Source organism: Orlajensenia leifsoniae (assembly GCF_004570845.1).
GTDB classification, from domain to species: Bacteria; Actinomycetota; Actinomycetes; order Actinomycetales; family Microbacteriaceae; genus Orlajensenia; species Orlajensenia leifsoniae.
In genome coordinates this window covers 438,639-459,398 of record NZ_SPQZ01000003.1, presented here as the reverse complement: position 1 = coordinate 459,398, position 20,760 = coordinate 438,639, and the positions used below count along the sequence as shown (strand labels likewise).

At 69.8% G+C, this 20,760-nt stretch carries 19 protein-coding genes; 11 read left to right on the top strand and 8 right to left on the bottom strand.

The features are described from left to right. Positions 1-32: 32 nt before the first annotated feature. Entirely contained in the window at positions 33-386 is a 354-nt protein-coding gene (locus E4M00_RS10045; RefSeq protein WP_056170182.1) for a DUF7882 family protein, read from the top strand. A gap of 19 nt (positions 387-405) precedes the next feature. Here E4M00_RS10045 and E4M00_RS10040 read toward each other — a convergent pair whose 3' ends face one another. Continuing rightward, the gene (locus E4M00_RS10040; protein WP_135120316.1) at positions 406-1,128 is read right to left on the bottom strand and encodes a hypothetical protein; all 723 of its coding nucleotides are present in this window, start codon (positions 1,126-1,128) and stop codon (positions 406-408) included. Positions 1,129-1,150: 22 nt separating this feature from the next. Next, the gene (locus E4M00_RS10035) at positions 1,151-2,320 is read right to left on the bottom strand and encodes an AI-2E family transporter (protein ID WP_135120315.1); all 1,170 of its coding nucleotides are present in this window, start codon (positions 2,318-2,320) and stop codon (positions 1,151-1,153) included. A 119-nt stretch (positions 2,321-2,439) separates the two neighbouring features. On the opposite strand from E4M00_RS10035, the gene E4M00_RS10030 reads away from it, so the two are divergent. Further along, the gene (locus E4M00_RS10030) at positions 2,440-3,099 is read left to right on the top strand and encodes a GAP family protein (RefSeq protein ID WP_135120314.1); all 660 of its coding nucleotides are present in this window, start codon (positions 2,440-2,442) and stop codon (positions 3,097-3,099) included. A gap of 60 nt (positions 3,100-3,159) precedes the next feature. Here the strand turns inward: E4M00_RS10030 and E4M00_RS10025 are convergent, their stop codons facing one another. After that, positions 3,160-4,080: an EamA family transporter gene (locus E4M00_RS10025; RefSeq protein WP_240036997.1), complete on the bottom strand. Its 921-nt coding sequence runs from the start codon at positions 4,078-4,080 to the stop codon at positions 3,160-3,162. Between the two features lie 99 nt (positions 4,081-4,179). On the opposite strand from E4M00_RS10025, the gene E4M00_RS10020 reads away from it, so the two are divergent. From E4M00_RS10020 to E4M00_RS09995, 6 genes are all read left to right on the top strand, one after another. Beyond that, a complete protein-coding gene (locus tag E4M00_RS10020) occupies positions 4,180-5,247 on the top strand; it encodes a cation diffusion facilitator family transporter (RefSeq protein ID WP_135120313.1) in 1,068 nt (355 codons plus the stop codon). Between the two features lie 60 nt (positions 5,248-5,307). After that, entirely contained in the window at positions 5,308-6,621 is a 1,314-nt protein-coding gene (locus tag E4M00_RS10015; RefSeq protein ID WP_135120312.1) for an LCP family protein, read from the top strand. Positions 6,622-6,624: 3 nt separating this feature from the next. Beyond that, positions 6,625-7,338 (top strand): hypothetical protein, encoded by a 714-nt coding sequence (locus E4M00_RS10010; RefSeq protein ID WP_135120311.1) that lies wholly within the window; start codon positions 6,625-6,627, stop codon positions 7,336-7,338. Between the two features lie 103 nt (positions 7,339-7,441). Continuing rightward, a complete protein-coding gene (locus tag E4M00_RS18180; RefSeq protein WP_055823758.1) occupies positions 7,442-7,693 on the top strand; it encodes a hypothetical protein in 252 nt (83 codons plus the stop codon). A 1-nt stretch (position 7,694) separates the two neighbouring features. Beyond that, complete coding sequence (locus E4M00_RS10000) at positions 7,695-8,951, top strand: cupin domain-containing protein (RefSeq protein ID WP_135120310.1); 1,257 nt, start codon at positions 7,695-7,697, stop codon at positions 8,949-8,951. A gap of 16 nt (positions 8,952-8,967) precedes the next feature. Beyond that, positions 8,968-9,942, top strand: a complete 975-nt coding sequence (locus E4M00_RS09995) for a ferredoxin family protein (RefSeq protein ID WP_204772988.1) — start codon at positions 8,968-8,970, stop codon at positions 9,940-9,942. A 49-nt stretch (positions 9,943-9,991) separates the two neighbouring features. Here E4M00_RS09995 and E4M00_RS09990 read toward each other — a convergent pair whose 3' ends face one another. From E4M00_RS09990 to E4M00_RS09980, 3 genes are all read right to left on the bottom strand, one after another. After that, positions 9,992-10,876: an HNH endonuclease family protein gene (locus E4M00_RS09990; protein WP_135120308.1), complete on the bottom strand. Its 885-nt coding sequence runs from the start codon at positions 10,874-10,876 to the stop codon at positions 9,992-9,994. Positions 10,877-11,021: 145 nt separating this feature from the next. Next, positions 11,022-13,139 (bottom strand): RecQ family ATP-dependent DNA helicase, encoded by a 2,118-nt coding sequence (locus E4M00_RS09985; protein ID WP_135120307.1) that lies wholly within the window; start codon positions 13,137-13,139, stop codon positions 11,022-11,024. A gap of 53 nt (positions 13,140-13,192) precedes the next feature. Then, positions 13,193-14,476 carry a serine hydrolase domain-containing protein gene (locus tag E4M00_RS09980; protein WP_167756864.1) on the bottom strand — a complete coding sequence of 428 codons (1,284 nt, stop codon included), beginning with the start codon at positions 14,474-14,476 and terminating at the stop codon, positions 13,193-13,195. Positions 14,477-14,662: 186 nt separating this feature from the next. Here E4M00_RS09980 and E4M00_RS09975 point away from each other — a divergent pair, with 186 nt between their 5' ends. Both E4M00_RS09975 and E4M00_RS09970 read left to right on the top strand, forming a co-directional pair. After that, entirely contained in the window at positions 14,663-15,076 is a 414-nt protein-coding gene (locus tag E4M00_RS09975) for a DUF4383 domain-containing protein (protein WP_056170992.1), read from the top strand. A gap of 17 nt (positions 15,077-15,093) precedes the next feature. After that, positions 15,094-15,789 carry a hypothetical protein gene (locus E4M00_RS09970; protein WP_135120305.1) on the top strand — a complete coding sequence of 232 codons (696 nt, stop codon included), beginning with the start codon at positions 15,094-15,096 and terminating at the stop codon, positions 15,787-15,789. A gap of 27 nt (positions 15,790-15,816) precedes the next feature. Here E4M00_RS09970 and E4M00_RS09965 read toward each other — a convergent pair whose 3' ends face one another. Beyond that, the gene (locus E4M00_RS09965) at positions 15,817-17,130 is read right to left on the bottom strand and encodes an ATP-dependent DNA helicase (RefSeq protein WP_135120304.1); all 1,314 of its coding nucleotides are present in this window, start codon (positions 17,128-17,130) and stop codon (positions 15,817-15,819) included. 89 nt (positions 17,131-17,219) lie between these two features. On the opposite strand from E4M00_RS09965, the gene E4M00_RS09960 reads away from it, so the two are divergent. Next, the gene (locus E4M00_RS09960; RefSeq protein WP_135120303.1) at positions 17,220-18,602 is read left to right on the top strand and encodes a hypothetical protein; all 1,383 of its coding nucleotides are present in this window, start codon (positions 17,220-17,222) and stop codon (positions 18,600-18,602) included. Positions 18,603-18,750: 148 nt separating this feature from the next. Here the strand turns inward: E4M00_RS09960 and E4M00_RS09955 are convergent, their stop codons facing one another. Further along, positions 18,751-20,733, bottom strand: a complete 1,983-nt coding sequence (locus E4M00_RS09955) for a bifunctional copper resistance protein CopD/cytochrome c oxidase assembly protein (RefSeq protein ID WP_204772987.1) — start codon at positions 20,731-20,733, stop codon at positions 18,751-18,753. Between the last annotated feature and the right edge of the window lie 27 nt (positions 20,734-20,760).

The window sequence follows — 20,760 nt, the reverse complement described above, 5'->3', positions numbered from 1 at the left end:
ATCGCTAACCGGGAAAGTGAGATGCTTGCGCGGTGGGAGAACTCATCTACGGAGCCGGCACGTCATACGAGATGGATGACCGCACGCTGGCGCACATCAAGGTGGCGACAGGACTGCGGTTGCGCCGTCAGGAGTCGTTCTACGTGTCGTGGGCCATCCCCTCGAACCAGGGCTCGGGCCGCATCAGCATCTGGGCATCGCCCTCGATCCCGCTGCAGTTCCACTTCTCGGGTTCGCGACCGCCGGAGCTGAACCGCCAGTGGCTGCAGGCGCTCGACGCCAGCGCCTTCAGCGAAGGCGGCATGCTCGTGATGCGCGAGAGCGACGCGGCCTCCTACCTGCAGCTCGAGGCCGAGCGAGCCGCGGCCGGGACCGGTTCGCCGTAGCGGCGAGCCTGCTGCGGCATCAGCGCCGATCGAAGCGACCGGGGCGTTCCTGACGCGTCGGCCGGGTGGAGTGCGCCGAGCCACCGCCCGCTGCCCCGCCCGCTGAGCCCGCGGCATCCGTCACCGCTGGATGCTCCTGCGGCAGGCCGTGCCGCGCGCCCGCTGCGGCGAGCGCCACGTTCTTCGACTCCCACTCGCGCAGCGCCTGCTGCTCGGAGTTCAGGATGCGCAGCTCGGGGCAGGCGGTGATCGGCTTTCCACAGCTGCAGACGGCGGCCCCACCCGCCGCGTGATGCAGCACCCCCAGCCTCCAGAGCACGGCCATCATGCGGTCGGTGCGCCGGTTGGCCAGCTCGGTGGCTCGCTCGGCCCGTCGCACGAGATCGCTCTGAAGTTCTTCTCGAACTCCGGATGCCGGAGCCGAGTCGAACTGGCCGATGACCGTCGCCGACAGCTCGGCCACCTTCGCCTCGAGTGCGGCGATGCGCGTGGCAGACTCCACGGCGTCGGCCTCCGCCTGCGCCGCCGCAGCAGAGGCGGCGAGCGCCTGGGCCTCCGAGATGCCTCTCCACAGTGCGATGTGCGCCAGGTCGCGGCGCTCGGCCTTCTCGGGTCCGAGGTGGGAGCGACAGTGCGCGCACACCACCTGGTCTGAATTCGACGTGAAGGTGAATGGCTGCAGCGAACCGCAGCAGAGGCAGCGTGCCTCGAGCTCGGTGTGCAGGGCGTAATCGTGGGGCATCGACCCCAGACTAGGCCGCGCCCTACTTCTTCGAGGCCTTACGTGCGCTCTTCAGCTGTTTGGCCTGGTCGTCCTCCGCCTTCATGATCCCCTTCGTCTCGTCGAGGTCGCCGAGAACGGGCCGCCACCACTGCGCGTTCGGGTTCGAGTCGATGAGGATCATGCGCACCAGGAGCGTGAGGGGCACGGCGAGGATGGCGCCGAGAGGTCCGAGGATGACCAGCCAGATGAGCACGGAGGCGAAGGTGATGGTCTGGCTGAGCGCCACGGCGTTGCCGACGATGCGCGGCTGGACGACCGACTGCACGACGGCGTTGATCACGCCGTAGATGAGGATGATGATGACGGCGGTCTGCCATCCCCCCACCAGGAAGCCGAAGACGACCGGCGGGATGATGGCGATGAAGTACCCGATGTTCGGGATGAAGCTGCAGATGAACGACAGCAGTCCCCAGAGCAGTGCACCCGGCACCTGCAGGATGAGCAGGGCCACCCAGTTCAGCACACCCTGCGCGACACCCAGCCCTGTGGTGACCACCATGTACTTGCGAACTCCCCGCGCGAAGCTCTCCAGCGACGACACCATGTAGGGCCGGCGCGGGCGGAGCTGGCGGAACAGCGTCTCGAGGTACCCGGCGTCCATGGCCATCAGCAGCAGCAGGGTCAGGATGATGACGAGCGCGGCGGTGATGCTGGTGACGCTGCCGAGAAGTCCGGAGACGAAGCCCACCAGATTGCTGGGCTTGAAACCCTGCGCGACGGCCTGCACCTGTTCGGGTCCGAACCCGATCTTGGTCAGCCAGGTTCCGATCGTCGTGCCGATCTCCTGGATCTGGGGGGCGAACTGGGGCAGCAAGGCGGCGAACTGGGCGAAGGCGACCACGAGGGCCGTCACGAAGGCCGCCAGGAGGATGAACACCGCCAGCACGACGGAGACCGTTGCGAGCCCCCGCGGAACCCCACGCCGCTCGAGGGCGATGCGCAGGGGGTGCACACAGATGGTCAGCACCAGCGCGAGGAAGATCGGCGCCACGACGCCCTGCGCCGCCGCGAGACCGAATGCCGTGACGGTGGCACCGCCCAGCCCGACGAGGATCATCGCGTTGCGGTGGGCGGGAGGATGGCCATCCACGGCGGTATCGAGGTCGACCGGCGCTTCGACGATGGCCTTCTTCTTGCCGAACCAGAACATGTCCGCCTCCAACCCGGTGCGAACAGTGCGCGCGCGCCGTACGGGGCCACGATAGCGTGACCACTGTGCTCTCCTGAGCATGATTCACGAACATGTTCGACGTGAGATGAGGACCACGGATGTTGCAGGCCATCGGCGCTCTTCTGCCCATCTCCCTCGCCATGGCCCTGAGTTCCGTTCCCTTCCTCACCACGGTCGTGCTGCTGTTGTCGCCGAAGCGCGACAGCACGGCCTTGCCCTACCTCCTCGTCTACGTCGTCGGCATGTTCGCGGTGGCCGCTGTCCTCAGTTTCGGGCTGGCCTCGCTGCCCCGCCGCGCCCGCACCGGCTCGAGCCTCGGCGAGGTCGAGATCATCATCGGGCTGCTTCTCATCGCGCTCGCGATCGCGGAGTTGATCCGCACGCGTGGTCGCAAGCCCACGACGACGAACCCCATGCTCGACAGAGTGGAGAAGTTCGGTGTCTGGCCGGCCATCGGCTTCGCGCTGCTGCTCAACGTGCGCCCGAAGGCGCTGCTGCTCGCCACGGCCGCCGGGATCGCCATCGGAACCGCCCGGCTGAGCCCGAGCGAGTGGTTCGCCTGCCTCCTGCTCTACACGGTGTTGAGCTCGGCGACGGTGAGCGTGCCGGTGATCATGACCCTCGTCCGGCGCGAGAAGATGGCGGACCGGCTGGTGCGCATGCGCGACTACATCCTCGCGAAGAGCGGCGTGATCACCTTCGTCGTGCTCCTCATGGTCGGCGTGACCATCTTCGGGGCCGGGCTGACGAACCTCTGAGCACGGTCCCGCACACCTCCCACTGGGAGTAGACCCGCGAGCTCGGCGAGCGGGGCACGTCTAGTGCTGCCCCTCGGCAGTCATCTCGAGGTCGGAGGTCGGGGCATCGCGCTGCGTGGCGAGCGCCGTACCGGCTGCACCGCAGACCAGGGCGATGGCGAGGACCTGCACGAGCGTGAACTGCTCCGCCAGGATGAGCCAGCCGAAGATCGCGGCGATCACCGGGCCGAACGAGGTGATGATGGCGTACACCCGGGCGGTGATACGCCTCAGGATGAAGGTGTCGAGACTGTAGGGCAGGGCGGACGACAGCACGCCGATGGCGAGGAGCAGGCCGAGCACGCGCCAGTCGATCACCGAGACGTCGAGCGTGAACAGTGCGGCAGGCACGAGCAGCACCAGGCTGACGATGCTCGCCACGGTGAGTCCTTCGAGGCCCGGGAGCCTCAGCGCCACGCGACGGGTCAACAGGATGTACGCCGCCCAGCTGGCCGCCGCCGTGAGCGCGAGCACCACGCCCCACGCGTTGATGGTGCCGTCGAGGCCGGTCAGCATCACCACGCCGAGGCCGGCCGCGATGACGCAGATCACGTCGAGAAGCCGGCGCGACGTGGTCAAGGCCAACAGCAGGGGGCCGAGGAACTCGATCGTGGCTGCGACCCCGAGCCCCAGGAGGTGCACGGATTCGTAGAAGGCGAGGTTCATGACCGCCAGAACCACTCCGAGCGCCAGGGCCGGCCAGAGTCGCGCCCAGGTGAGCTCTGCACGCTTCGGACGGTAGAGCGGAAGCACCACGATCGCCATGACCAGCTGCCGCACGGCCACGACCACGAAGGACCCGACGACGGGGATGACGACGCCGGCCAGGGACGACCCGAGGTTGATGCTCACCTCGGTCCCCACCTGGGTGAGCGCCCCCACTGTTGCACGCCCGGAATCGGGTGCGACTCCGGGATCCGCCGCAGTCGCCTCGTCCGTCACCTCTCGATCCTAGGCTGGGCAGGGCGTGTGGCCTCGCCCCACGGATGCGGCAGTGACAGACTCGACAGGTCGACGAAACATTCCCCTCAGGAGGTCGCCATGGGTGCCGAGCAATCCGGCGTCGCCCCGCGCGATCAGAAGCCGCATCCCGACATCAGGATCGACGTTCCGCCGCGGACCGGAGCCACCGTCGCCGCCGACGACGTCGCCGACGCCCCGCCCAGAACCGGTGACACCCTCGTCACCGTGCTCGTGGCGTTCGCGGCGAATGTGCTCATCGCCGTCGCCAAGAGCGTGGCCGCCGTCATCACCGGGTCGGCGTCGATGGTGGCAGAGGCCGCGCACTCGTGGGCGGATGCCGGCAACGAGGTGCTGCTGCTGATCGCCGAGAGGCGCTCGCAGCGCCCGGCCGACTCGCGGCATCCGCTGGGCTATGGAAAGGACGCCTACATCTGGTCGATGTTCGCGGCGTTCGGCCTGTTCACCGCCGGCGCCGTCGTGTCGATCCAGCACGGCATCCAGGGACTCCTCGATCCCGAGCCCGCCACCGACTACAACGTCGCCTACATCGTGCTCGGGGTCTCGTTCGTACTCGAGGGCATCTCGTTCGTCCGGGCGCTGCGCGAGGCCCGCACGAGTGCGCACGAGGCGAACCGCGGCACGCTCACCCACGTCATAGCGAGTTCCAACCCGACCCTGCGGGCTGTGTTTGCCGAGGATGCGGCTGCCCTGATCGGACTCCTCATCGCCTTCCTCGGCATCCTGCTGCACCAGCTGACGGGATCGCCGGTCTACGACGCGATCGGCTCCATCGGCGTCGGCCTGCTGCTCGGCGTCGTAGCCATCGTGCTCATCAGCCGCAATCGCGCGTTCCTGCTCGGGGAGGCCATCGGGGCCGAGGACGAGCAGGAGGTGCTCGGCAGGCTGCTGCAGCGGCCTGACATCGATCGGGTGACCAGCCTGCACGTCGAGTTCATCGGCCCCGGACAGCTCTTCCTCATCGCCGCCGTCGACCTCGCCGGAAACGTGCGGGAGGACGCCCTCGCTCTCGAACTCAGGGGCATCGAGAAGGATCTCGAACGCGACCCCCACCTGGCCCGCGTGGTGCTCACCGTCTCCGCGGCGGACGAACCATCTCTGGGGGTAGCAGCGACGACGTCTCCGTGACGACGCCGAAACATACTCATGGCAGCATGAACTCAGCGACGAGTGAGGAGGGAACAGCCGATGACCTCGGATGAACCCGAACCGCGCGTGTCAGAACACTCGCCGCGCCACGGTCGACTGCGCCGCTCGCACGCCGGACTGACCCTGCTGAAGACGGTGGGCATCGCGACGGCCGTCGCCGTGATCGCCGCGGGCGGCATCGGTGCCTTCGAACTCACCGAGCTCGGTCGCCAGGTCGCCGACAACAGCATCGACATCTCCAACGGAACCGATGCGGCCACTCCCCTGCCGGTTCCACACATCGGCGCCATCGAGGGCGGCTTCAACTTCCTGCTGGTCGGAACCGACAACGACGCCGCCCAGGGCGACGCCTACGGCGTGCGCGACGCGACCCTCAACGACGTGAACATCCTGCTCCACGTCTCGGCCGACCACACCTCCGGCGTCGTCGTGAGCCTGCCGCGCGACCTCATCGTGCCGCATCCGGACTGCGTCGATCCCGACACCGGCGAGGAGTTCTACGCCATGTCGGCCCGGCCGCTCAACGAGGCCTGGTCGCGGGGCGGCCTCGGCTGCGTGGTGGCGACGGTGTCCGAGCTGACGGGCCAGCCCATCTCCTACGCCGGAACGGTCTCCTTCAACGGTGTCATCGCGATGACGGATGCGATCGGCGGCGTGCCCGTCTGCGTCGAGGAGGCCATCGACGATCCTGATGCCGCCCTCGTCCTTCCGGCCGGCACGTCCGTCATCTCCGGAGCGACCGCTCTCGGCTTCCTGCGCAGCCGCCATGGCGTCGGTGACGGCAGCGACCTGAGCCGCATCTCATCCCAGCAGACCTACATGTCCTCGCTCATGCGCACCATGAAGAGCGCCGACACGCTCGGGAACCTGGGCACCCTGTACAGCCTCGCGCGGGCCGCGACCGCGAACGTCAAGCTGTCGAGCAACCTCTCCAGCCTCGACTCCATCGTGGCGATGGCGTATGCCCTGAAAGACGTCGACCTCGACCGGCTCGTGTTCGTGCAGTATCCGGGAGGCACGAGCGACCCCGACTTCCCGGGCAAGGTGGTGCCGTACACGGAGCTGGCAGATGAGCTCTTCGCGGCCATCTCGGCGGATCAGCCGTTCACCCTCGATGAGAACTCCCTCGGAAACGGCACGGTGCTCGATCCGAACGCGACGCCCACGCCGACAGCTCCAGAGCCCGATCCGGCGGTCACCGAGACGCCGGCACCTGAGGCCACCGAGGACCCGGAGGTCATCGCCGCCGGCGTCCCGGAGGCGGCGCCCGCCGCGGCAGCGCCGACCGTCATCGAAGGCCTCAAGGGCATCACCGCCACGACGCAGACCTGCGCCGCCGCCTACAGCGGGTGAGCGATGGAGTCGGCTGACCGCGAGGAGCACATCCGTCGCCTGCAGCGAACGCTGTACTCGGCTGATGCCGTGACGGATGCCGCTCGCGACTCCGCGCTCGACGAGCTGCGCGCCCTCGAGGCCGAGCAGGCCGCCGCCGACGACGCGGTGGCGACGAATGCCGCTCCTGCGCCTGCGCCCGAACCCGCCGCATCCGGCACCGTCGTCGCCGTTGATCCCGCGCGCGACGGCCGTCGCCGGGGGATCCTGATGGCCGGCGTCGGCGCGGCCGCAGCCCTCGTCATCGGCGTGGCCATCGGAGTCACATCGTCCGGCACGATCACCGACATCGTCTCGGGAGCCCTCGGCGCAACGCCCACTCCGGAGCCGTCGGCGGCTGCGATGGCCTTCGCCAGAGCACAGGCGCCCGTCGACATCCCCGACATCCCGCTCGGTGACAGGTTCGTCGCCTCCTCGTTCCGCCAGCTGCTCGAGGCCGGCTTGGACACCCTGTACCTCGCCCGCGACGTCGACGACGACATCTGCCTGATCGTCGTCATCCAGACCCAGGACTTCGCGGCCACCTGCACCCCGGAGGCCGACCTCGACGCCAGCGGGCTGCAGTTGCGCTGGCAGAGCATGACGCCCTATCGCGACCTCCCCGGGCAACCGAACGTGAGCGACTTCGCGTTCACGTGGCATCCCGACGGCACCTCGTCGATGGAGGCGTCGAACTGACCTCACTCGTTTTCGCACCGTGACGCAAGGGGGTGAATCCTGCGTGGGGCGGGCGTACTGTGAAGAGCGCGGCGACCACGCCGCATGCGTGGGAAGGATGACTATGGCGATCAACGACGAAGACATCACGAACGAGGCCGCCGGTGGCGGCGAAGGAGTCGCAGACGGCGGCGCGAACCCGGGCGGCCACGACGGCGGAGCCGACGGCTCGGCCTCGGGCGGCGAGGGACCTGCCGACGGCGGCGCGAACCCGGGCGGCCACGACGGTGGAGCTGACGGCTCCGCTGGCGAGGGAACCGCCGACGGAGGAGCCAACCCCGACGGCCACGACGGCGGCGCCGACGGCTCTGCCTGAGATGAACGACACGGAACGCGGGCCGGGCGACCGGCCCGCGCTTTCGCGCTGCATCCGCATTCCGGCCGACGAGTTCGCCCGGGAGTACTGGGGCAGGCGACCACTGCTGTCCGAGGCTGCGACCCTGGCCGGAGCCTTCGACGACCTGTTCTCGACTGAAGCCGTCGACGAGCTGGTGACCGAGCGCGGCCTCCGCACCCCCTTCATCCGCATGGCGCACGAGGGCTCGGTGCTGAAGCCCGCCTCGTACACCGCTCCCGGCGGTTTCGGTGCGGAGGTCGGAGACCAGGTCAGCTCCGACAAGGTGCTGGCCGAGTTCGCCGGCGGCGCGACGATCGTGCTTCAGGGCCTGCACAGGCTCTGGCCGCCGCTGATCGACTTCACCCGACGCCTCATCGACGACATCGGTCATCCCGCTCAGGTGAACGCCTACGTGACGCCGGGGTCGTCGCGCGGCTTCGATCCGCACTACGACGTGCACGACGTGTTCGTGCTGCAGATCAGCGGTGAGAAGCACTGGCGCATCCACGCGCCCGTGCACGTCGATCCCCTGCGCGACCAGCCGTGGAGCGATCACAGTGCCGCCGTCGCAGAGGCGGCGACCCACGCCCCCGTCATCGACGCCGTCCTGCGCCCCGGCGACGCCCTGTACCTGCCGCGCGGCTGGATCCACTCGGCGGAGGCCCTCGGCGACACCTCGGTGCACCTGACGATCGGCATGGCCGCGTACACGCGCGCCGATGTGGTGCAGACCCTCGTCGCCGTCGCCGGGGACTCCCCGGCGCTGCGCTCGTCGCTGCCTCTGGGCATCGACCTGACGGATGCCGCAGCCGTGCGAGCCATCGTCGAGCAGACGGCGGAGCAGCTCATCGCCGTGCTGACCTCGGCGAGCGCCGACGACGCCGCCGCGTCCACCGACCGCGTCGCCCGCAGGCTCTCGGCACGACTCACCGACGCCACCCGTCCCGAGCCGATCGCCCCGCTCGCCACCGTCGACGCCATCGCCCGCCTCGACGGAGCGACCCGGGTGCGCTGGCGTGGATCGCTCGGCGCACGCGTGGAGCAGTCGGGCGACAAGGTACGTCTGGTCTCCCGGCTCGCGACACTGACGCTGCCGGGCGAGGCGACCGAGGCCCTTCGTCACCTGATCACCGGCGCCGAGACCGTCGTCGCCGAGGTGCCGGGACTCGACGAGTCCGATGCCGTCGTCGTGGTGCGCCGTCTGCTGCGCGAGGGCTTCCTCGTGGCGCTCGAGTGACTACCCGGCCGGCCTCGTGAGCGTGGACGGCCCGTTCGGCGACGGCGGCTGGCAGCCGTGCAGTGACCGCTCCAGGCAACGCGGCGATCCCCTCACCGGCACGGGCTCGCGAGGCATGCAGTGGTTCCTCATCGAGATCTCGGGCCCGTGGGGATCGCGGGCGTTCCTGGATCCGCCCTTCGACACGACGCTCGGCCGGGCACTCATCCAACGCATCGAGGGTGCGGGCATGCGCCCTCTCGCCATCCGCCGCACCGGCCGCCGGCGCGAGCAGACCTCGTGGTCGTGGGCGAGCGTCGACTCCAGGCCGGGACATGAGTCCGTGCGCTGGGGTTCGGTCGACAACCCGGAGGAGCTGCTCGACGTTCCGCTCGACGGCTCGACGGGTGAGGCATCCGATCGCCCGATCTTCGCCGTCTGCGCCCACGCGCGCCACGACCAGTGCTGTGCGGTGCGCGGTCGCCAGGTCGTGACGACACTCGCTGCAGCCTTCCCGGAGGAGACCTGGGAGTGCTCTCACCTGGGCGGCGACCGCTTCGCCGGAACCCTCGTGATGCTGCCCCACGGGCTTTACTACGGCAACGCAGACGACGGGGACGCGGTGCGCATCGCCGAGGCCTACCTCGACGGCCGCGTCGTCGAGGAGCACTACCGCGGCCGCAGTTCCCTGTCGCATCCCGTGCAGGCCGCACAGCACTACGCGCGACTTGCTCTGGGTGACGAGGGCATCGAGGCCTACCCGCCACTGAGCGAGCGCGAGACGACGACGCCCGAAGGAGGCTCGGGCTGGACCGTGTCTTTGGGAACGGATGCGGGTCCCGTCACCGTCGAGCTCGCGGAGTCGGCATCCGATCCCCTGCTCTCGACCTGCTCGGCCACCCGGCAACTGCGGGTGCGCCAGTACGAGTTGGCCGGCCTGACGGGGCCTGCGGCGATTCCCGCTCGAGGTTCATCACGCTCGCTGAGGGCCGAGCGCAGCGACGGCCCGTAGCCGAAGCGCGTCCGGCCGGCACACCGCGACCGCGGGCTGCGCCCGGGCCTCAGCGACCAGGAAGAATCGCCGGATACGCCTGCTGCCCCGGGCAGGTGTCGAGGATGCGCTCGATCGCGTCGTGCTCGGCCTGCGTGACCCACAGACCGTAGATCGACTTGACCGAGACCTGACGGGCGACGTAGCTGCAGCGGATGGACTTCTGCGCCGGCAGCCAGGTGGCGGCGTCGCCGTCGCCCTTCTGCATGTTCGAGCGGCCATCGACGGCCATCAGGTTGAGCGGATCGTTCGCCAACGCCTCGCGCTGCGCCTGCGTCAACTGCTGGGCCCCGGTCTGCCACGCGTTCGACAGGGCCACGAGATGGTCGATCTGCACGAGCGCGCTCGTGTCCTGGCCGCGCACGAAGTCGATGGTCGCGCCCGTGTACGGCGAGACCAGCCTGCCCGTCATGACCCTGCAGGGCCCCGACTTCGCGATCTCGGTGAGGTCTCGGGCGAGAACGTCGTTCCGGGTGTCGCAGCCGTTGTGATCGGCGTCCTTCCAGGCGGAGCCGAATCCGCCGTCCCTGTCGTAGCCGGTCTTGGGGGCACGCCCCTTGATCGGCAGGGTCTCGAGCGCAGCCAGCGCGGTGCCGGAAGGGGCCGGCGCCGGTGTGGGCGTGACGGTCGGGGTCGGCGTGGCAGCGGGCGCCGGCGTGGCGGTCGGCGTGAGCGTGGCGCTCGGTGCCGGGGTCGCCGTCGCCGGTGCGGACGGACTCGCGGTCGCCGACTGGGCTGCATCCGTCGTGCTCGCTCCGGCGCCGGCCGAGGGTCCCACTCCAGGGCCGCCGCCCAGGCCGACACTGACGAGGGCGATCACGCAGGCGGCTATCACCGAGGCGATCGCAGCGAAGCGGGCTCGTGTCGCGCGGGGCCGCGCGAGCGGGGGAGTCATCTACAGGGCCTCGGCAAGCTGGGAGTCGTCATGCGGGCGGATCGCCCCCGAGACGCTATCAAGCGACAGCTGGGGAAACGCCCGTCGCCACGGCGAACCGGCTCGTTGTGGGGGTGCGTGCCATGCACGGCGCAGCAGGCCGGCGTCACCCCCGCAGAGCCAGCGCGAACGGGAGCACGGCAGGCACGCCCGCCCGCCGCAGCTCCCGGGCCGCCACGGTGAGGGTCCAGCGGCTGTCGACGAGGTCGTCGACCAGCAGCACCGGTCCCGATGCCGCAGTCGCCAGGTCGAGGGTCGAGGTGTCGAAGCGGTCCCACAGGCCCCCGAGCCGATAGACGCTGTTGCCGCCGGGCTCGCCGGTCGGGCCGCCGTTGCGCGTGCCGAGCGAGCCGAGGTACGGCAGGCGCCCGACGGCAGCGAGCCCTCGGGCGAGCGAGTCGACGAGCAGCGGATGCCGCCGCGACGGCATCGCCACCACGCCGACGGGTCGCGTCTCCCAGCCCCACTCCGCGAGCACCCGCACGCAGGCGTCGAGCAGGGCCGGGGAGACCGCAGCATCCGGGGCACCAGCCGCGAAGACGGTGCGCAGGGTTCCGCCCCACCCGAGGTCGGTGAGCCGGGCGAGCGCGCGGCCCTCCAGCATCCGTTCGTCGACGGCGATGCGTCCCTTCACGGGCACGCCGAGCTTGTCGGCCCCCGTCGGCCACTGCGCCCGCGGATCGATGGGAACGCCGACGCGGTCGAGAGCAGATGAGGCCGTCGCGGCCGCCCCGTCGGCGAGATCCTTCGGATACCAGACGCCGGCGCAGTTGTCGCAGCGGCCGCAGGGAGCCGCGGTCTCGTCGTCGAGGGCGCGCTGCAGGAACTCCATGCGGCATCCATCGGTCGTCTCGTACTCGAGCATGTGCTGCTGTTCGGCCGTGCGTTCCGCGGCGATGCGGGTGTAGCGCTCGGCGTCATAGGTCCACGGCTGCCCCGTGGCGATCCAGCCGCCCTGCACGCGCTTGACCGCACCGTCGACGTCGAGCACCTTGAGCAGCAGTTCGAGCGGGGTGCGACGGATGTCGACGAGGGCCTCCAGCGCCGGGGTAGACGTCGGCGTCGACGAGGCGGCCAGCTCCGCGATCACCCGCTCGGCACGGATCTGGTTGGGCATCGACGCCGTGGCGAAGTAGTGCCAGATGTCGGGATCCTCGCGGCCCGGCAGCAGCAGCACATCGGCGTTGTCCGTGGCGCGGCCGGCGCGGCCGACCTGCTGGTAGTAGGCCACGGGCGATGAGGGTGCCCCCAGGTGCAGTACGAACCCGAGGTCGGGCTTGTCGAAGCCCATGCCGAGGGCACTCGTGGCGATGAGGGCCTTCACCTCGTTGCGCTTGAGCATGCCCTCCGACTCCTCGCGCTCGCCCGGGTCGGTCTGGCCGGTGTAGGCGCGCACGTTGTGGCCGGCCTGCCGCAGCAGCCTGGCGGTGTCTTCGGCGGCGGCGACGGTGAGCGTGTAGATGATGCCGGATGCCGGAAGCTCGCCCAGGTGGCTGAGCAGCCAGGCCAGCCGCGCCTGGGCGTCGGGCAGGCGCAGCACGCCGAGGCGGAGCGATGCCCGGGCGAGCGGACCGCGGATCGTCACGACGTCGACGGCCGTACCGTCGGCACCGGCGCCGAGCTGTTCGGCCACGTCTGCGACGACCCGACTGTTGGCCGTGGCCGTGGTGGCGAGCACGGGAACGGATGCCGGCATCCGGGCGATCAGGTCTCGCAGGCGCCTGTAGTCCGGGCGGAAGTCGTGCCCCCAGTCGCTGATGCAGTGCGCCTCGTCGACGACGAGCAGTCCGACGCGCTGCACGAGGGCAGGCAGTTGCTGCTCACGGAAGGACGGGTTGTTCAGCCGCTCGGGCGAGACCAGGAGCACGTCGACCTCGTCGGCGGCCAGCTGGGCGAGCACCTCGTCCCATTCGTGGGCGTTCGTGGAGTTGATGGCGACGGCGCGCACACCGGCGCGGGCGGCCGCCGAGATCTGGTCGCGCATGAGCGCGAGCAGCGGGGAGACCAGGATGGTGGGGCCGGCTCCGCGCTGCCGCAGTAGCAGGGTGGCGACGAAGTAGACGGCCGACTTGCCCCACCCCGTGCGCTGCACCACGAGGGCGCGTCGGCGGGAGTCGACGAGGGTCTCGATGGCCTCGAACTGGCCGTCGTGGAACTCCGCCTCGTCGTTGCCGACCAGTCGGCGGAGAACGGAGAGGGCGGCATCCTTCGTCGATTCGGTCACCCGCCCATGCTCGCAGCATCTGCAGACAGTCGGGCCGCTTCGAGTGGATCCGGTCAGTCGCCCTTCGGCGGGCAGACCGCGGCGGCCTTCAACTTGTCGGCCATCTGCTCGGCCGACCACGGGAGCTCGATCACCGGCTTGTCGAGGCTCGACTCGGCCGCTGGGTCGGTTCTGGCACCGAGAGAAGCCAACTGCAGGGCGAAGTTCTGGGCGAACGTCTTGCCTGCCGTGGCGTTGTTGAGCATGACGACGACGGTGAGGCCGCTGGCCGGATCGGAGTACGCGGCGCTGATATAACCGCCGAGGTTGCCCGATCCACCGCGCAACGGTCCGATCTGCGTGCCGCCATAGCCCTGCTGCTCCCACTGGGGCGCGTCGCCTCCGAGCGGAACGGTCTGCCATTGGAGCTTGTGGGTCTTCTCGGTGAGAGTCGTGCCCGCCGCCAGCGACTGCACGAGGACCTTGAGTTCGGGCACTGTCGAGACGGCGCCGCCCGAGGTGCCGGCCATCGACGGCGAGAGCGGCGCGACGGCGCGGATGGCGTCGCACTTGGGCGCGCCGTTGACGATGGGAGTGACGTAACCCGTGGGATGCTCACCGGGAACCTCGACGGTCGAGTCGCCCGGAATGGTCGTCTCGTCGAGGCCGAGGGGGTCGAGCAGGTACTCCTGCTCGAGGTCGCTCCAGCTGCGGCCGGTGGCCGCCTCGAGGGCGAGACCGAGCAGCATGTAGCCGCCGTCGGATGGCGCCCACTTCTCGCCGGGGGCGCCCGTGCGCGGCAGGGCGAGAGCGTTGGAGACGATCTCGATGGGCGGCCACGGGCGTTCGGGGTTCTTCGAGAACTGCGCGCCGAGGGCCGCCCTCGTGTCGGCGATCCCCGACGTGCCCTGGCAGAGCTGTCCGAGGGTGATGCCCGCCGTGCCCGGGATGGACGGGAGGACGTGCGAGACGAAGTCGTCGAGGGTGACGACCCCCTCGTCGACGAGACGCATCAGCACGGTGCAGGTCATGCCCTGCGTCAGGTCGCCGATGCGGAAGTGGGTGTCGGTGGTGACCGGCGTCTTGTCCTTGAGGCCGAGCTTGCCGCTGGCGGCGAGCCACTGGCCGCCCCACGGCGCCCACACGCCGGCGACACCACCGGTGGAATCGGAGAGCGCGATCGCCTTCTTGAGAGCGTCGCTGAGAGATTCCTCGACACTCTTGCTGAACGGCGTGTCGACCTGCTCGGGGAGTGCTGCGCGGGCCGCTCCAGTGCTCGAACAGGCGGTCACGACCAGTGCGACGACAGCAAGGATCGCCGCACTGGCGAAGCTGCGCACTCTGGTCCTGCCGGTCACGTCGATCCCCCTCGCGTTCCGCTCACTAGATCCTAACCGCGCGCATGAGCGCGCCCCGTCCGCCGTTCGTAACGAACGTCTCCCAATCCGATGACAGCGTCCGCGGCGAACCCTCTGAGCGCGACAGAAGTCACGCACGATCTGCGTGGCGGATGCCGCGCCGACAAGAATCTGGAGGCGAAAGCCATGAATTCCTCACCCAACCGCATCGTCGGCGTCATCTTCGGCGCCGTCTACCTCCTCGTGGGCGTGCTCGGCTTCTTCGTGACCAGCGGAGTCGACTTCGTGGCGACCCGCGGCGGCCTCCTTCTCGGCATCTTCGAGGTGAACCCGTTCCACAACATCGCCCACCTGCTCATCGGCGCCGTGCTGCTGATCGGCGGCCTGTCGAGCGTGAAGGCCGCGAAGGGCGTCAACACCGTCATCGGTGCCGCCTACCTGCTGCTCGGCATCGTCGGCTTCTTCCTGGCCGGCACGTCGGCCAACATCCTGGCGCTGAACACGCCTGACCACTTCCTGCACCTCGCCAGCGCGATCCTGCTGCTCGGCGTCGGTCTGGGAGCCGAGCGCGGCGTTCGCTCGAACGCGGCTGTGGCGTAACTGCCATGAGCGCTCGGATGAGCCGCCCGCGCCCCTCGATCGGCCAGGTCCCCCCGGCCGCACCGACCGAGTCGGCCGCGACGACCCAGGCCGCCGTCCCACTGACGACGTCGCCGTTCCCGTCGGCGTCGTCGGTGGGGCGGGCCTGGCCACCGCTCGCGGCCCTGGGCGCGGGTCTCATCCACCTCGCCGTCGCGGCGAGCGCCCCCGCGGTCCTCGCGGTGCTGCTCGCCGTGATCGGCATCGCCGAGGTCGTCTGGGGCGTCGCCGTGCTGCGCGCCGGGCAGCCCGTTCTGGTGCGACTCGCACTCGTCGTGTCGTCGGCATCGTCGGCGCTCTGGGTGGCCGTGGCGTTCTCGCTCACGGCCGTCGGAGCCGCCGAGCCCGCGGCATCCGTCCCCCTTCTTCCTCTGGGGGCTGCGACGGTGTTCACCCTGTCGGTCGCGATCATCTGCGCACGATCGCTGCGGCGGGCGGATGCCGCCTCCGCCGTAACCGCATCAGCCGGTTCTGCGTCGTCCACTGCACAGACCTCGCCTGCTGCACCTGGCGCGGGCGGCAGCGGTTGGCGCTTCGTCGGCGCATTCGCGGCGAGTGCCGCTCTCGTGTCGGCCATCGCGACCCCTGCCCTCGCGGCCACCGAGGCCGGGCAGTACGCCCACCCGCACGGTGAGCACGGCGTCGAGCTCGTCGTGCCGGGGCACGAGCACTGAAAGCAGGCGCGGACTCGACGCCGGTGCTCAGAGAGCGGCGTCGGCCTCGATCGCCGGGATCTGCGCCGCCGAGTCCATGAAGCGCCGCACGTCGTCGTCGACGATGATGTCGCTGGGCCGCAGCGGACGCGTGAGGTAGAGCCCCTCGAGGCGCGTCAGCCGACTGAGGGCCACGTAGGTCTGGCCGGGGCTGAACGCCCGCGGACCGAGATCGACGATGGCGGTGTCATAGCTCGCGCCCTGCGACTTGTGGATGGTGACGGCCCACGCCAAACGCAACGGGAACTGCGTGAACTCGGCGACGATGTCCTTCGACAGCTTCTTCGTGGCGGCGTTGTAGGTGTACTTGAACTTCTCCCACGTCGCCGGCTCCACGTGGTGCACCTCGCCGTCGACCTCGACCTGCACGGTGTCGGTGATGCCCGTCACCACCCCGATCGTGCCGTTCACCCAGCGCGGCCCGCCGTCGATCGCCGAGTCGTTGCGCAGGAACATGACCTGGGCGCCCACCTTGAGCTCGAGTTTGAGGTCTGCCGGGTACGCGCGTCCGGCGAAGTCCCCCGAGATGTCGGCCTCGTTCGCCTGCGACTTCCCCGTCAGACGAGCCAGGGCTGACGCGTTGATGCGGTTGACGGCATCGTTGCGCGTCGCGAGGGTGATGGCCCCCTCCTCGGGCAGCGGCCTGCGTGCTCCCATGTAGTTGAGGCGCCCACCGACCTCGGCGGTGACCTGGCCGTGCCGCACGGCGTTCAGCATGTGCCTGAACTCGGCGTCGTTCTGACGGTGGATCTGCCCGAGCTCGAAGATGCGCAGGTCGGCCTCCTGCCACACCTTCGCGTCGAAGAACCACATGGAGCGGTAGTGGTCGGTGAAGTAGGCGCGCTCGTCGGCATCCCCCGGCACCGGAGCCAACTGGTACGGGTCGCCGAACAGCACGACCTGCACCCCTCCGAACGCGGTGAACGGCTTCTTGCGGGCCTGACGGAGGCTGCGGTCCATGGCGTCGATCAGGTCGGCGCTCACCATGCTCACCTCGTCGATCACGAGGGTGTCGATGGTGTTCAGCAGTTTGCGGGTCGCGTCGTTCTGGTCGATGTCATGGTCGGCGATGAGCCCGATCGGCAGTCTGAACAAGGAGTGGATCGTCTGGCCGCCGACGTTGAGAGCAGCCACGCCGGTGGGGGCGGCGATGACGATCTGCTTCTCGGTGTGCCAGTTCAGGTGATTGAGCAGAGTCGACTTGCCCGTGCCCGCGCGACCGGTGACGAAGACGTGGTCGCGGGTGGCCTCGATGGCCTGGAAGACCGCGGCCTGCTCGGCCGACAGAGGGGGGACTGACACAGCGGCCTTTCACGACGGAGACGGTCATCCCACTGTACTGTCCGGGTCGGGTCGGGGTCCGGTGCGGGGGCCCACCATAGAATGACCACGTGGAACCGGGGAGGGACGAGGAGCGCGACGGCGTGCCAGCATCCGCGCCCCCTCCTGAACCCGAGATAGCCCCGGAGCCCACCCCCGCCTCCGACCCCGAGTCGCCACCGGCCCTGGTGCAGGGTCCCGAGCAGGAGCCGGCTCTCGTTCATCCCGCCGACGATCCCGACATCGAGCCGACGTCGGTTCCGGCGACGAGCCCGTTCGGGATCACCATTCCCGTGCCCATCGTCTCGGATCGAGAGCTCGGCATCGGGCACCACGGCGCTCACGCCGCCGGCGACCCCGGTCCTCGACTCGGCGCCTACGTCGCGGGAACCGCGGTGCTGCCCACCCCCGCACCCGCGCCGACTCAGAGCCGGGTCACGAACCCGGCAGCCGCGGTGCTGCTCTGGCTCACCATCGCCCTGCTGCTCGTCGCCGCCCTCCTCGCCACGATCGGATCCCTCAACCGCAGCATCTACAGCGCAGCCGGCTTCGTGGAGCAGTACCTCTCGGCCATCGAGAACGGCGACGCCACCGCCGCGCTGGCCATGCCCGGGGTGCGCATCGCCCCCGAAGACCTCCCCTCGGCCGGCCTCCCGCCCAAGTCCGTCGACACCCTGTTGCGCAGCTCGGTCCTCCGCGGACCGAGCTCGGTCGAGTTGGTGAGCGACACCAACGACGACGAGGGCCACCACACGGTGACCTATCGCGTGAAGCTCGGCGGCACGAGCGAGACCATGACCTTCGACGTCGAGCGCGCCGGAAGCTGGGGCGGGGTCTTCCACTCCTGGCGCTTCGCCACGAGCCCCATCGCCGCGCTCTCGGTCACAGTGCTGCACGACGACACCTTCACCGTCAACGGTCTCACCCTCGACGCTCGCGCCCACGCCGCACCCGACGCCCCGGCGAGCTTCAACAACTCGGCCGACTACCTCGTGCTCGCCCCGGCGCTCTACGAATTCAGCCGGTCATCGCTGCAGCTCGAGGCTGCGCCGCAGGCCGTTCCCGTCACGAAGGTCGGGACCCAGGACGTCTCCATCGACGTGCAGCCGACGAAGGCGTTCGTCGACGAGGTGCAGACCGAGATCAACGGGTTCCTCGACCAGTGCGCCACCCAGAAGGTGCTGCAGCCCACGGGTTGCCCCTTCGGCACCGTCATCGACGATCGTGTCATCAGCGACCCCGTGTGGAGCATCGTGAGCTACCCCGAGGTGACCCTGGTTGCGGATGACACGGCCTTCCAGATGCCGTCGACTCCGGGCGTGGCTCACATCTCGGTCGGGGTGCAGTCGCTCTACGACGGCGAGGAGTCGACGGTCGAGCGCGACGAGGCCTACTCGATGGGCGCGACGGTCGTGATCGGGCCGGACGGCAACCTGAACATCCAGCTGCACTGAGCCGTTCGTCTCCCCGTTCGCCCCTTTCCCGCTCGCTGAGGGCCGGACGGAGTCCGCGCCCGATGCGCCAACGTTCCGCCAGGTCACGACGCGCGTCGGGCGGTCGCTCCGCTCGGCCCTCTGCGAGCGGGAGGCGGCGGCGCCAGCCTCAGTGAACCGACGTGTCGCGCTGGGCCATCGCCTCGAGGCGGGCGTTGTAGGCCTCGAGTTCGGCTTCGTTCGTACGGTCGGCGTTGCGATCGCGGCGCTTGGTCTCGCGCTCGTCGGCTCGGCTCCATTGGATGGCCACGGCGATGGCCAGCGCCACCGTCGGGATCTCGCCGACACTCCACGCGATGCCGCCGCCGAGTTGCTGGTCGGCCAGCGCATCCGTTCCCCAGCCCATCGCGCCGTACCAGTCGGCGAGCAGCAGGCCCGTTCCGGTCATGATGGCCAGGCCGAAGAACGCGTGGAACGCCATGGTGAGCAGCAGCAGAAGCAGGCGGAACGGGTACGGCAGCCTGTAGGGCACCGGGTCGATGCCGATGATGGACTGGACGAACAGGTAGCCGGTGAGCAGGAAGTGCACCGTCATCCACTCGTGGCCGAGATGATCGGTGGTCGCCCAGCTGAACAGCGTCGTGTAGTAGAAGATCCAGAGGCTCGAGGCGAACAGCACGGCCGCGACGATCGGGTTGGCGATGACTCCCGCGAAACGCGAGTGCACGGCGAGCATGATCCACTCGCGGCCGCCTCGGCTGCCGTCCTTGCGAGGACGGATGCTGCGCAGCGCCAGGGTCACCGGGGCGCCGGGAACCAGGAGCACCGGCACGCCCATGGTGAGCACCATGTGCGCGAGCATGTGCGCCGAGAAGAGGTACTGCCCGTAGAGGTTCACGGCTCCGTTGGTCACGTAGAACAACACGGCGAGGCCGGCGAGCCACGAGATGGTGCGGAAGATCGGCCACTTGTCGCCGCGGCGGTGCAGGCGCCAGACGCCGGCGAGGTAGAAGAACGCACCGAAGGCGCAGGCCAGGACCCAGAGCAGGTCCCAGTTCCACTCGGTGAGGTAGCGGGCTCCGGTGAGCACCGGCGGCAGGGGCTCTCCCGTGAGCAGTTCGGCCGGCGTTCCCGCGCCCGGAGGGGTCTCGGCGATCGGCGTGGCCGTGCGCGCGAGTGCTGCGGCGAGGCCGGCGGCGATGCCCATGAAGGCCAGCTCGACGACGACGATGCCCCAGAACCAGCCGCGGGCGCTGCCGAGGCCTTGGTCGGCCGAGCGGGCGATGCGTCCGATCGCGTAGCGGCGCTGCACGGCCCCGAAGCATCCGAGAGCCAGCAGGGCGGCGATCTTGCCGAACACCAGCACCCCGTAGGGCGTCAACAGGTTGTCGAAGGTGCCGATGCGCAGGGCGGCACTCACATATCCGGATGCCGCCACCACGATGAAACAGATGAGTGCGACGGTCGAGTACCGACCGAGCACGACGACGAGACGGCCGGGCTGGAGCTTGGAGCGCAGCAGCACGATCGTGAGCAGCCCCCCGAGCCAGACGGCCGCGAACACCAGGTGCAGGCCGAGTGCGATGATGGCGGCGTTGTGGCCGGCGGTTCCGGCGGCGTGGCCCTGCTGCGCCATCGGCACCAGTGCGGCGACAGCCACCACCGTCACGAAGACCAGCGCCGTGTGGTTGCGCACGGCGAAGCACAGCACAGTGACGAGGGCGCCGATGAGCGTGGTCGCGAGCCAGGCCTGGCCGAGGGGGATGGCCGTGAGGAACTGGCTGAGGGTGGCGCCGAAGCGATCGTCGAAGGTCACCGGGGTGTTGGTGACCGAGAGGAAGGTCAGGAAGCCGGTGGCACCGGCTGCGACGGTGAAGACGCCGGCGGATGCCGCTGCCACGTCGAGCGCTCCGTCGAACTCGTCCTCATCGGGGCTGAGCGCCCAGCACACCAGCACGAGAGCGCCGATCATGCCGGCGGCACCGAGGTTCACGAGGAGCTTGGCCGTGGGCAGACCCCAGCGCACGAGCGCCCCCGGATCCTCGAGGGCCTGAGGCGCCGCTCCCCCGCCATAGGCGAGAGCCGCGATGAGGGTGAGCACTGCCGCCGCCACGAGCACGGCGGGGCCGAGCACTCGGGCGGATCGCTTCACCAGACAAGTCTACGTTCGGTCGCCGAG